General features: G+C 71.9%; 13 protein-coding genes and 1 pseudogene. 6 read left to right on the top strand and 8 right to left on the bottom strand.

The annotated features are described in order from the left end of the window. Window positions 1-44 precede the first annotated feature (44 nt). The 3 genes and pseudogenes from AC08OU_RS02835 to AC08OU_RS02825 all read left to right on the top strand — a co-directional run bounded on the left by AC08OU_RS02835 (window position 45) and on the right by AC08OU_RS02825 (window position 2,608). A complete protein-coding gene (locus AC08OU_RS02835; RefSeq protein ID WP_011436081.1) occupies window positions 45-380 on the top strand; it encodes an RNA polymerase-binding protein RbpA in 336 nt (111 codons plus the stop codon). A 124-nt stretch (window positions 381-504) separates the two neighbouring features. Then, window positions 505-1,982: pseudogene (locus AC08OU_RS02830) on the top strand (serine/threonine-protein kinase). 236 nt (window positions 1,983-2,218) lie between these two features. Then, window positions 2,219-2,608 (top strand): SHOCT domain-containing protein, encoded by a 390-nt coding sequence (locus AC08OU_RS02825; protein ID WP_462187982.1) that lies wholly within the window; start codon window positions 2,219-2,221, stop codon window positions 2,606-2,608. Window positions 2,609-2,706: 98 nt separating this feature from the next. Here the strand turns inward: AC08OU_RS02825 and pgl are convergent, their stop codons facing one another. From pgl to tal, 4 genes are all read right to left on the bottom strand, one after another. Next, window positions 2,707-3,504 (bottom strand): 6-phosphogluconolactonase, encoded by a 798-nt coding sequence (gene pgl / locus AC08OU_RS02820; RefSeq protein ID WP_462187983.1) that lies wholly within the window; start codon window positions 3,502-3,504, stop codon window positions 2,707-2,709. Beyond that, window positions 3,501-4,595, bottom strand: a complete 1,095-nt coding sequence (locus AC08OU_RS02815) for a glucose-6-phosphate dehydrogenase assembly protein OpcA (RefSeq protein WP_476599391.1) — start codon at window positions 4,593-4,595, stop codon at window positions 3,501-3,503. The genes pgl and AC08OU_RS02815 overlap by 4 nt, the downstream gene beginning before the upstream one ends. Before the next feature lie 20 nt (window positions 4,596-4,615). After that, window positions 4,616-6,148 (bottom strand): glucose-6-phosphate dehydrogenase, encoded by a 1,533-nt coding sequence (gene zwf / locus AC08OU_RS02810; RefSeq protein ID WP_462187985.1) that lies wholly within the window; start codon window positions 6,146-6,148, stop codon window positions 4,616-4,618. Between the two features lie 130 nt (window positions 6,149-6,278). Continuing rightward, the gene (tal, locus tag AC08OU_RS02805) at window positions 6,279-7,418 is read right to left on the bottom strand and encodes a transaldolase (RefSeq protein WP_476599393.1); all 1,140 of its coding nucleotides are present in this window, start codon (window positions 7,416-7,418) and stop codon (window positions 6,279-6,281) included. A 722-nt stretch (window positions 7,419-8,140) separates the two neighbouring features. Here tal and AC08OU_RS02800 point away from each other — a divergent pair. After that, entirely contained in the window at window positions 8,141-9,010 is an 870-nt protein-coding gene (locus tag AC08OU_RS02800) for a heme o synthase (protein ID WP_476604261.1), read from the top strand. A gap of 123 nt (window positions 9,011-9,133) precedes the next feature. On the opposite strand, the gene AC08OU_RS02795 is transcribed toward AC08OU_RS02800, so the two are convergent. From AC08OU_RS02795 to AC08OU_RS02780, 4 genes are read right to left on the bottom strand one after another with little or no spacing between them, the layout of a single operon-like run. After that, a complete protein-coding gene (locus tag AC08OU_RS02795) occupies window positions 9,134-9,715 on the bottom strand; it encodes a YbaK/EbsC family protein (protein WP_476604260.1) in 582 nt (193 codons plus the stop codon). Next, window positions 9,715-10,020 carry an AzlD domain-containing protein gene (locus AC08OU_RS02790; protein WP_462202821.1) on the bottom strand — a complete coding sequence of 102 codons (306 nt, stop codon included), beginning with the start codon at window positions 10,018-10,020 and terminating at the stop codon, window positions 9,715-9,717. Before AC08OU_RS02790 ends, AC08OU_RS02795 begins: the two co-directional genes overlap by 1 nt. Continuing rightward, a complete protein-coding gene (locus tag AC08OU_RS02785) occupies window positions 9,975-10,901 on the bottom strand; it encodes an AzlC family ABC transporter permease (protein ID WP_476601977.1) in 927 nt (308 codons plus the stop codon). Before AC08OU_RS02785 ends, AC08OU_RS02790 begins: the two co-directional genes overlap by 46 nt. 25 nt (window positions 10,902-10,926) lie before the next feature. Next, window positions 10,927-11,085 carry a hypothetical protein gene (locus tag AC08OU_RS02780; RefSeq protein WP_476601976.1) on the bottom strand — a complete coding sequence of 53 codons (159 nt, stop codon included), beginning with the start codon at window positions 11,083-11,085 and terminating at the stop codon, window positions 10,927-10,929. Window positions 11,086-11,148: 63 nt separating this feature from the next. On the opposite strand from AC08OU_RS02780, the gene AC08OU_RS02775 reads away from it, so the two are divergent. Continuing rightward, window positions 11,149-11,580: a hypothetical protein gene (locus tag AC08OU_RS02775; RefSeq protein ID WP_476601975.1), complete on the top strand. Its 432-nt coding sequence runs from the start codon at window positions 11,149-11,151 to the stop codon at window positions 11,578-11,580. After that, a complete protein-coding gene (locus AC08OU_RS02770; protein ID WP_476601974.1) occupies window positions 11,553-11,783 on the top strand; it encodes a hypothetical protein in 231 nt (76 codons plus the stop codon). Before AC08OU_RS02775 ends, AC08OU_RS02770 begins: the two co-directional genes overlap by 28 nt. The last annotated feature ends 185 nt before the right edge of the window (window positions 11,784-11,968 follow it).

Here is an 11,968-nt window from a genome sequence, read left to right as displayed (position 1 = left end):
TCCGTGCTACCACCCATGGGACGAGACGAAGGAGCACGCGGGCCGTGGCAGGTGGCAACGCCATCCGGGGGAGCCGGGTCGGGGCAGGACCGATGGGAGAGGCGGAACGGGGCGAGACCGCGCCCCGGCAACGTATCTCCTTCTGGTGCGCCAACGCGCACGAGACGAGACCGTCGTTCGCCGCGGACGCGGCGATTCCCGACACGTGGGATTGTCCGAGCTGTGGTTTTCCGGCGGGACGGGATCGGGACAACACCCCCGCCCCGCCGCGCACCGAGCCGTACAAGACCCATCTCGCCTACGTGCGGGAACGACGGAACGAGAAGGACGGCGAGGCGATCCTCGCCGAGGCGCTCGCCAAGCTTCGGGGCGCCTCCTAGCCCGGGAACGGGCTGCCGCCGTTGCGCCGCCGCCGAGGATGCTCCTGTGACTGTGGATGATGTCGGCATCGGCCGGATCGTCGCCGGGCGGTACCGGCTCGTCGAACGGATTGGCTCCGGTGGGATGGGCACCGTGTGGCGGGCCCACGACGATGTGCTCCGGGTCGAGCTGGCGATCAAGGAGATCCGGGTCTCCGCCGACCTCGACGACGACGAGCGTGCCGCCGGAGTGGAGACGGCGATGCGCGAGGCCCGCAACGCCGCCCGGCTGCGGGGGAACCCGCACGTGGTCACCGTCCATGACGCCGTGGAACACGACGGCCTGCCGTGGATCGTGATGGAGCTGGTCCGGGCCGGCACACTCGCCACGACGGTCAACCGGGACGGTCCCTGCCGCCTGAGCGTGCCATCCAGGTCGGGCTCGCGGTCCTCGACGCCTTGGTCGCGGGCCAGCAGATGGGCGTGCTGCACCGGGACGTCAAACCATCGAACATCCTGCTGGCCGACGACGGCCGGGTGCTGCTGACCGACTTCGGCATCGCCACCCACGCCGCCGACCCGACCCTCACCGGCGGCGTCGGCAGCGGCGGGACGCCCGCCTACATGGCGCCCGAGCGCCTCCTCGGCGGCCCCGCGACCCTGGCCGGCGACCTGTTCGCCCTCGGCGCCACCCTCTACTTTGCCGTCGAGGGGGTCTCACCGTTCCAGCGCGACACGCTGCTCACCACTATCGGCGCCGTGCTGCACGCCGATCCGCAACCCTTCCTCCGGGGCGGCAGGCTGTCGGCAGCGATCGCCGGGCTGCTGGCCAAGAACCCGGCGAGCCGGCTGCGCGCGGAGGGAGCGCAGGCGTTGCTGACCTGGGCCGCGTCCCACCCGGCCGATTCCGCCCCGGTATCCTCGCCGTCCCCGGTATCCCCGCCGTCCCCGGCGCCGGACGCGGTGATCCGGCGCCGGACCGGGTCGCGACCCGGTCCGTTCCCGCCGGCGTGGCCAGGGACGGCGCGGCCCACCGGTGCGGTCGGATGGGCCCGGCCGTGGCGGGCACCCCGGCTGATGGCCGGGGCGATGATCGTCCTGGTGCTGCTCGCCGCCGTGGCCGCCGGGGCGTACCAGCTGTTCGGCGCGGACGGCAGCGGCGACGACGGCGACCGGCGTCGCGCCTCGCCGCCGACGGTCGCCACGCGGGATCCGGCGGGGGTCGGGTCGCAACCGGGTGCCGAGGCTGGCGAGGCGCTGCCCCCGGGCATGATCGGCAGCTGGAGCGGATCGGTGACGCAGGCGTTCGTGCACTTCAACGCCGAGCTGGTGCTGCGGGGCGGCCGGATCGGCGAGGTGATCGGCACGAGTGCCTACCCGGAGAGTGGGTGCGCCGGCGAGCTCGTGCTGCGGGCGGTGTCCGGCGCCTCGGTCCGGCTCGAGGAACGTCTCACCCGGGTCGGGGCATTGTGCTTCGCCGCCACCTGGCTGGACCTCGTGCTCCATGGCGACGGCACGCTCGACTGCTCGTATCCGGCGACCGAGATCAGCTCGGCGGGGCAGGCGACCATGCGCCGCTCAGCGCCCGCCGTGTCCCCATCGTCCCCCGCGCCCCCAGGCTGACCGGGGCCGCCGGCTGGCCGGACCGCCGGGTGAGCGGGCTGCCGGGTGAGCGGGTGAGTGCGCTGGGCGGTCCACCCCCGGCGGGTGAGGCGGCGCGACGGCGGGACGGCCCGGCGCGGGTATGAACGGACCGGGTCAGAAACCGGGTCCGGGCCGGAACCGGGGCCCCAGGACGCCGGGACGACCGTGGCCCGCCCAGGCCACCGCCCGACCACGGCGTGGACAGGAGGTACTCCGTGGATCCCGATTTTCCGCTGCTCAGCGTCTTCCTCTATATGCTGTGGTTTTTTGCTTTCATCCTGTGGCTGTGGCTGCTGCTTGTCGTGATCATGGACGTGTTCCGCAGCCAGGATCTGTCCGGATGGGCGAAGGCCGCCTGGACGGTCGCGATCGTGGTGCTGCCCTGGCTTGGCGTGATCGCCTACCTGATCGTGCGGGGTGGCAGCATGCACGAGCGCAGCCGCGCCGCGGCGCAGCGCGACGAACAGGCCTGGCGCGCCTACCTCCAGGAGGCCGCCAGGACGACGAGCGATGCCGACGAACTTGGCAAGCTCGCGCACCTGCGAGACCGGGGGATTATCAGCGAGGCCGAGTTCGAGCGGGGCAAGACCAAGATCTTGACCTGACAAGATCCTGACCTGATCCGCCGGTGCCGTCCCGTGGGCCCGGCACGCGTACCGGGCCCACGGGACAAGTCTACGGGACAGGTCGTCCGCGGACCGCGTCACTGCCAGCCGGGCAGCCGGGAGGCGGCGGCCCGGTCGGCGAGCCACAGGCTGCGGTCGCGGCCGACCGCTCCCGTCGCCGGGATCGTGATCGGTCCCGCTCCGGAGAACGACGCCGCGACCGCATCGGCCTTCTCCTCCCCGGCGACGATCACCCAGACCTCGTGGGCGGACTGGATGGCCGGCAGGGTCAGTGTGACGCGTTCCGGCGGTGGCTTGGGGCAGTCATGCACGGCCACCACCGGCTCGGTCGCGACGACCGCGGGGGAGCCCGGGAACAGCGAGGCGACATGGCCCTCCGGGCCGAGCCCGAGGAGCACCACGTCGAAGCTCGGCACCGCCGATCCGGTGACGGCACGGGTGGCCAGCAGCGCGGCGTACTCCACCGCGGCGGACTCCGGGTCGGCATAGCCGGAGGCCGCGGCTCGTCCCTCGACGTCACCGCCCGCGGTCGGGGCCGCCAGATGGCCCATCGGGAAGATCCGTTTGGGATCCACCGGGATGTGATCGAGCAGCGCCTCCCGCGTCTGCCGCTCGTTGCGGTCGGGCGAGCCGGCCGCGACGAACCGCTCGTCGCCCCACCAGATGTCGACCTTGCTCCAGTCCACCGCGTCGAGAGCCGGGTTCGATCGCACCGCCCGCAGCAGGGCGATGCCGATGCCACCGCCGGTCAGGACGAGTGAGGCCTCCCCGCGGGCCGTCTGGGCGTCCACCAGCCGGGTGATCAGACGGGCCGCGGCGGCCCTGGCCAGTACCCCGGCGTCACGATGGAGGACGAGCTCCGGCTCGGCCGTCATGCGCCACCCACCGCCCGTTCGTTGTTCGAGGCACTCGTCGGGGCGGTGCCCGGGGCCGCGGTGCCCGGGGCCGCGGCGCTCGACGTCACGGTGCTGGCGGCCAAGGCGTCCGTGGCGCCCACGGTCTGGTCCATCGGGTCCCGCCAGATGTGCTCTCGGTGCGGCGAGCGCCTGGTCAGGTTCGGCAGGCCGCTCCAGGTACCCAGGGCCTCGGCGTAGACGGCGTCGTCGTCGAGCCGGCGCAGCTCCTCGGCGAGCAGGTCCCCGACGCCCCGGTCGGACAGGGGCAGTACCCGGTCCGGGTACCCGGTGCGGGAGATCATCGCCGACTGGGAGTCGGTGCGGGAGACGGCCAGCCGGTCCCCGTCGAGGGCGACGGCGACCGCCGTGATACCGGGCCGGCCACCCGTTTCGTCGACCGTCACCGGGACGGCGAGCCTGTTCTGGAGCCAGCCGGCGAACAGCTGGGCGCTCGGATCGGCCCGGCCGGCGGTGATGACGGCTGAGTCCGGCCGCTCGCTGACCACCGCGTCGAAGGCGGCAGCGAGCAGGGTGCGCCAGGGCGACAGCCTGGTCCAGGACAGGTCCGTGTCGCCGGGGGCGAAGTCCGCGGCCCGCTGGAACAGCGCCGACAGCGGGTCCGGGCTGGCAGTGACGTCGGTGACCCGCCGGTCGGCGAATACGCCGAGCGGGTCGTAGGCGATCCGGGTCGGCGGCTCGTCGTGCCACCAGGTGACCACCGGGGCGTCCGGTGCGAGCAGGGGAAGCACGACCGATTCCGCGTGCAGCGCCAACCGGCCGGACATCCGCATCACGACCGCCTCGCCCGGGCCGAGCCGACCGCCGATCGAGACCTCGGCGTCGAGCCGGGGATGCGGCACGTCGACCTGCCGGCGGACGACGATCAGTAGCCGGCACGGATGGGCGGAGGCCGCCAGCGTCGCCGCGCCCTCGGCGGCGCTGACGTGCTTTTCGTCAACGACGACGACGAGGGTCAGCGCCAAGCCGAAGGCCAGGGCTCCGGCCGCCCGTCGTTCGGCGGAGAGGGCCTTGACCACCTCAGAACCGGTGGTGTCCCACAATGTGGTCACGAGGGGCTCCTAATCCATGGTCATGGCCGCCGCCACCGGCGACCGTCGTGGGCGAGCATCTCGTCGGCGGCCGCCGGGCCCCAGGTGCCGGCCCGGTAGCGGTGCGGGGTGGTGCCCGCCCAGTGCCGCTCCAGCGGATCGACGATCCGCCAGGACTCCTCGACCTCCGCGTTGTTCGGGAACAGCGTCGCGTCGCCGAGCAGCACGTCGAGGATCAGCCGTTCGTAGGCCTCCGGCAGCGCCTCGGTGAACGCCTCACCGAACAGGAAGTCCATCGCGACGTCCCGGACCTCCATCGCCGAGCCGGGGACCTTGGAGCCGAACTTGAGCGTGACCCCCTCGTCGGGCTGCACCCGGATGACCAGTTGGTTGTTGCCGAGCTCGGTGGTGGCGGTCTCGTCGAACGGCAGGTGCGGCGCCTTCTTGAAGAAGATGGCGATCTCGGTGACCCGCCGTGGCAGCCGCTTGCCAGTCCGCAGGTAGAACGGCACCCCGGCCCACCGGCGCGTCTCGATGCCGAAGCGCACCGCCGAGAAGGTCTCCGTCCGCGACTGCGCGGGGATGTCCTGTTCGTCGAGGTAGCCCGGGACCCGCTCCCCGGCGAGCCAGCCCTGCTCGTACTGCCCCCGTACCGCGTAGCGGGTGAGGTCCGTAGGCAACGATACCGCGCGGAGCACCTTCAGCTTCTCGGTGCGGATGGTCTCCGCGCCGAAGCTGACCGGCTCCTCCATCGCGGTCAGGGCGAGCAGCTGCAACAGGTGGTTCTGGAGCACGTCCCGGGCGGCGCCCGTCTCGTCGTAGAAGCCGGCCCGGGTGCCGATCCCGACGTCCTCGGCCATGGTGATCTGCACCGAGTCGACGAACTGGGAGTTCCAGATCGGTTCGAACAGCGTGTTGGCGAAGCGCAGCGCGAAGAGGTTCTGGACCGTCTCCTTGCCCAGGTAGTGGTCGATGCGGAACACCCCGGACGGGGTGAAGACGTCGTCGACGAGCGCGTTGAGCTGCCGGGCCGACTCCAGGTCGTGACCGAACGGTTTCTCGACGACGACCCGGCGCCAGCCGCCCGAACCAGCGGCCGAGGAGAGCCCGGTGCGCTGCATCTGCTTGAGCACGACCGGGAAGGCCAACGGCGGGATCGACAGGTAGAACGCCGCGTTGCCACGGATACCGTGGGAGTGCTCCAGGCTCTCCAGCGCCCGGGCGAGCCGGTCGAACGCGGCGTCGTCGTCGAAGGACCCCGGCAGGAACCGCACGGAGCCCGCCAGCCGGTCCCAGACCTCTGCACGGAAGGGGGTGCGGGCGCCCTTCTCGGCGGCCTGCCGGGCGAACTCGGCGAAGTCCTCGTCGGGCCAGTCCCGGCGGGCGAACCCGAGCAGGACGAAACCCGGCGGCAGCAGGCCGCGGTGGGCCAGGTCGTAGACGGCGGGGATCAGCTTCTTGCGGGCCAGGTCGCCGGTAGCGCCGAACACCACCAGGGCGCTCGCGTCCGGCAGGCGCGGCAGTCTGCGGTCACGTGGGTCCCGCAGCGGGTTGGTACTCACCGTGGGCGCCACCCGTTCCCCCTTCGTTCTGCTTGTGGTCTCTCCGAGGTTGTTTCACCGGGGACCGTCGGGTGTCCATGAACGACGCTGAGACGATCATCACGGCCGTGGCGACCGCCACGGCCACGGCCGGCGCCAGGCCTTACGCGGACGAACCGGGTGAGCCCAGGTGCGCCGCGATGGTGTCCAGCAGCTGGGTCCACGAGTCCTCGAACTTCTGTACGCCCTGGCTCTCCAGGGTCTCGATCACGTCGTCGAGATCGATTCCGACGGCCGTGAGCTGGGCGAACACCTCGTGGGCCTCCTCGTAGCGGGGGCGGATCGTCTCGCCCGTCACCGACCCGTGGTCGGCGAACGCCTCCAGGGTTGCCTCCGGCATCGTGTTGACGGTTCCGGGCGCGATCAGCTCGGTGACGTAGATCGTGTCCGGCAGGGATGGGTCCTTGGTGGACGTCGACGCCCACAATGGGCGTTGGGGCTTCGCGCCCGCCGCGGCCAGGGCCGCCCAGCGGGGAGTGGCGAACGCCTTCTCGTACCGCTCGAAGGCCAGCCGGGCGTTGGCGACGGCGGCCCGGCCGCGCAGCGCCTTCGCCTCCGGAGTGCCAATCTTCTCCAGCCGCTGGTCGACCTCGGTGTCCACCCGGCTGACGAAGAACGACGCGACCGAGGCCAGGTCGGTGATGGCGCGCCCCGCGGCCAGGGCCTTCTCCAGACCGGTCATGAACGCGTCGATCACGGCGTCGTACCGGTCGAGTCCGAAGATCAGCGTCACGTTCACGCTGATGCCCTGGGCGAGCGTCTCGGTGATCGCCGAGAGGCCGGCCCGGGTGGCGGGAATCTTGATGAACAGGTTCGGCCGGTCGACCAGCCACCACAGGGCACGCGCCTCGGCGAGCGTGCGCTCGGCCTCGTGGGCGAGCCGGGGATCGACCTCCAGGGACACCCGGCCGTCGACGCCGCCGCTGGCGTCGTAGACGCCGCGCAGCACGTCGCAGGCGTCGCGCACGTCGGCGGCCGTGATGGCCCGGACGGCCTCGCCGACGTCCACACCGCGGATCGCCAGGTCGTGCAGCTGCTCGTCGTACAGGTCGCTCGAACTGATCGCCTTCTGGAAGCTCGAACTGATCGCCTTCTGGAAGATGGTCGGGTTGCTCGTCACGCCGACGACGCTGCGGTTCTCGACCAGGTGGGCGAGGTTGCCGGTGCGTAGGCGGTCCCGGCTGATGTCGTCCAGCCAGACCGCCACTCCGGCGGCTGAGAGCTCGGACAGGGGATTGCTCATCGGGCTGACTTCCTCTCCGCGGGCGGTGGCGTCCTCACCATGTCTCCAAGCTGTCCTCCGATGGGCGCACCCCCTTCAGGGCACTACCCTCTGGGGCCGGCTCCATCCCAGGCTGTTTCCAGTCTGATCCCAGTCTGCGGATCCCCGTGACAGTCGGGTGGCGGTTGGGAGAACAACGCGCACGACGAGTGGAATCCCGGTCCCTGTGGTTCATGCCCGATGCCCGCCGTCCATGCGTCATACCCACCGTCGCTGTCCGATGCCCCACGCCAGTACATGTCGGTCGCCGCCGCCCGGGGGGCCGCGTGGCGCGGTTGTGAGATGAGGACGCAGGGCGGCGGCGGGGGTCCGGGCGCGGTCGACGCGCGTACGCAGCGCCGCGGCGGCTAGACTCCGACACGTCGTAGAACACCGCCCGCTCCGACTTTCGGGGCACCGTCCCGCGTGGGTCGCCCGTCGATCCCGCCGATCGCGAGGTCGCTCTGTCTACCGAGGCCGTCCTTCGTCGCCGGCATGTCCCCGCCCGCGGACCGGGGCGGGCGGGCGCCTCCAAGCCAACGACCGCACCGGCGCCGGCGCTCGAGCCGCCCGGTGTTCCCGCACCGGCGCCGGGGGTTGGCGGCCCGCCCGCCCCCGCAGCCGGCCCGCCAGCCCCCGCAGCCGATCCGCCCGCCGACGGGCTCCCGGGCGCCGGGCATGCGACCCGCGGGGGCTGGGCGGCCGTGTCGGCGAAGGCCCGCGGCTATGTCGCCCTGATGAAGCTGCGCGTGGTCGAACTGCTGCTCATCACCACCGTCCCGGTCATGATGCTCGCCGAACGGGGCATGCCGCCGCTCTGGCTGATCGCCGTGACCCTGGTGGCGGGAACCCTCGCCGCCGGCAGCGCGAACACGATCAACTGTTATGTCGATCGTGACATCGATCAGATGATGGGCCGCACGAAGCGCCGTCCGCTCGTGCGGGCGACCGTCACGCCCACGGAGGCGCTGACCTTCGGCATCGTGATCGGGATCGTCTCGACACTGCTCTTCGGTTTCCTGGTCAACTGGCCCTCCGCGCTGCTGGCGGACGGGGCGATCGCCTTCTACGTCTTCGTCTACACCCTCGGGCTGAAGCGCCGCACCCCGTCGAACATCGTCATCGGGGGCGCGGCCGGCTGCTTCCCCGTCCTGATCGGATGGTCGGCGGTCACGGGGACCGTCGGCTGGGCCGCGGTGCTGCTGTTCGCCGTCGTCTTTTTCTGGACCCCGCCGCACTTCTGGGCGCTGGCGATGAAGTTCCGCGACGACTACGCCGTGGCAGGCGTCCCCATGCTGCCGGTCGTCGCCTCCGTCCAGGTCGTCACCCGGCGGATGCTGGGCTACGCCTACGCGATGGTCGCCGCCTCGCTCGCGGTCGCTCCCGTCGCCTCCACCGGCCCGGTCTACCTCGTCGTCGCCGTCGCGGTGGGCGCCTGGTTCCTGGTCGAGTCGCACCGGGTCGCCCGCCGGGCCCGGCACGGCGAGGACCCGAGGCCGATGCGCCTGTTCCACATGTCGATCACGTATCTGACCCTGCTGTTCGTGGCGATCGCCGTCACCGCTCTCGTCTGATCTCGCCCGGCCCCACCGATCGACCCTACCGACCGGCCCCACCGAACCCGCCCCGTCCCGCCCGGTGACACCGGGATCAGGACGGGGCACTGTTTTTCCGGCGGGCCGCAGGCGTGCGGGCGGCTACGTTCCGAGGCCGTCGAGCACCCGGGCTCCGGGCAGCGCGGCCAGGACCCTGCCGGGCAGCCACAGCTTGGAGATGCGCACCCCGGAGCCGACCACGACGCGCGGGTGCTCGGCCACTGCCCGGTCGATCAGGATCGGCCATTCCGCGGGAAGCCCGACCGGGGTGATGCCCCCATACTCCATGCCGGTTTCGGTGACGGCCGTGTCCATCGGCACGAACGAGACCTTGCGGGCGTCCAGATGCCGCCGGACCAGGCCGTTGACGTCAGCCCGGGAGACGGCGAACACAACGCAGGCCGCGAGCATGGTGACACCGCCCCGCCGGCCCGCGACGACCACGCAGTTCGCCGTCTCGGCCGGGTCCACCCCATAGTGCACGCAGAAGGCCGCGGTGTCGGACAGCTCGGGATCGATCTCGGCGACCTCGATCTCGTCCCCTCGCCCGGCCTGCGACCGGGTGTCGAGTAGCGCGGCGGTCGGCGCGGCGAGCAGGTCGGGACGGGCCAGCGCCGACGCCGGCGCCAGCAGAAGATCGGTACGCAGATGTCCGCTGCTCCCACCCGTTTCCCGACCAACCATCATGCCAGCCCCAGCCGTCGACCCAGAACAATCAGCGCGACACCGACGACCATCGACGCCAACAAATTACGGGTGCGGTACGCGACGCCGGCGGTGGCCGCGCCCGCGAAGACCCCCGCCCAGCCCTCCGCGATCACCGCCGGCACCACCACGGCCACCAGGACCGTCCCGGGCAGCGCCCCGATCGCGCGAGCCCACGGGCCCTCGCTCGGCAGCCAGTCGGCCGCCAGCAGGCCGCCGACCCGAAGCGAGTAGGTGATCATCGCCATGCCGGCGACGGCGAGGACGGCCTCAGCGCTCCACATTCGTTTCCTCCGGGCCGATTGCCATGCGAGTTGACCGCCAGCGGACCAACTGCCCGTGGACCGACTGCCTTCGGGCCGATTGCCTGCACAGGTGCCGCCACGCCGGGCGCCGTCCCGGGTGACTCACCGGGCGCGTCCCCCTCTGATACCACCTGCGGGTCCGGTTCGGGGCCGCGCCGGGCGGCGGCGGCCGCGCCGACAAGGGCGCCGATCATGATGTACCAGGTGCCGCCGAGCAGCCGCCAGCTCACGACCGCGGCCACCCCGGCCGCAAGCCACGGCACGACATCCGCGCGACCCCGCCAGAAGCCGCGCGTCAACGCGATGAAGGCCGTGGTGAACGCGAAGTCGAGGCCGAAGCGCTCCGGTGCCGGAATCCGCCCGCCGAGCAGGTACCCGGCGCCGCTACCGACCAGCCAGAACACCAGGATCGCCAGGCCGCCGCCCAGCAGGAAACCCGGCGGCGCCGCTCGCCCCCGCCGGCGCCCCTCGGCCAGCGTGACGGCCCAGTTCTCGTCCGCGACGAGGTGGATCCCCAGCAGCTTCTGCCACAGTGGCCGCCCGACGAACACTTCGCGCAGCGACGCGCACAGCAGGATGTAGCGCAGATTGATGATCAAGGTGCTCGCCAGGATCGCCGCCAGCGGTACAGGTATTCCCCACAACCCAACGACGACGATCTGCGCGGATCCCGCGAGGACGACCGCGTCCATGATCAGCAACTGCACCAGCGTGATGTCCCGGGTCGGGGCGACCGCGCCCATCGCGAGGCCATACGCCGCCACGCCCATCGCCAGGGGAATCGTCGCGCGAAACCCCGCGGCGATCTCCCGCATCGGGAAGGCGGCCTCCTGACTCACCCCGGGCGGCGACGATCTCATGGCCACCGCGTCGAGCCTGCAGCTGTCACGCCTTCTCCCGGAGCGCTCGTCGACAGGCTGCGGCGACCTTGGCCACCAGCGCGTCGCCAGAGCTGACGGCGATGTCGTGGCCGCCGGGCACCAGAGTCACGCTGAACCCGACCGAGGTGAGCTGCTCCCACGCGCGAATGCTGGCGGCCGGCACGGACGTGTCGCCGGCACCACTGATCGCATCGATATGAACGCTCAGTAGCGTACCACTGTCAGTATGTCGGTAACTGGCGGCCGGTTCACCCATCCGCGCGTGCCGGCCCGGGGGAAGACCCGCCGGCCCCGGGAGAAGGTCCAGGCCGAGATCGACACGATCTGCGCGGACCCGTGGGTGCGACGCGTCGTGACCACGAAGCTGACCGGGGACACCCCGGCCGCGCACCGGCTGACCTGGACGGTTGACCCGCAGGCCCGGGCCGCCCTCGAGGAGGAGATCTTCGGGAAGCGGGTCCTGGTCACCGACCGTGACGCCTGGCCGGTCGGCGACGTGGTCGCGGCCTATCGGTCGCAGTCGGACGCCGAGTTCGCGTTCCGCCAGATGAAGGATCCGCATGTCGTCTCGTTCAGCCCGATGCACCACTGGACGCGGATCACACGATCCGTGTCCACATGTTCACCTGCGTGCTCGCGTTGCAGGTCGCGCACCTGATGCGCCGTCACGCCGCGCGGGCCGGGCAGGAACACTCGGTGCGCGTCCTGCTCGACCTGCTCGCCGGGATCGAGGAGACGGCGATGATCTACCCCTCGACCGGGGGCCGTCCGAAGGCGCGCCGTATGCTCACCGAGACCACTCCCGCCCAGGACCGACTCGCCGAGATCTTCGGCCTCGCGAGGTGGGCGCCCCGGACTTAGGTCATACAGTTCCGGAAGATCGACATCGGTCATGAGCTGCGAATACTCCAGACAAGATCAAACTAGGGGCGAAACTTCCGCTAGGAGCCGACGCCGGCGCTGGTGGGGGCGGTGGTCCCGACCGGCCCGGCGGGCGCGGGGACCTCGGCGCCGGCCGCCGCGAGCGTGGGCGCCGCGCCCGGTGC

Source organism: Frankia sp. CcMO1 (assembly GCF_977945845.1).
Note: the sequence above shows the minus strand (reverse complement) of the source record. Positions and strands in the feature narration are given on the sequence as shown.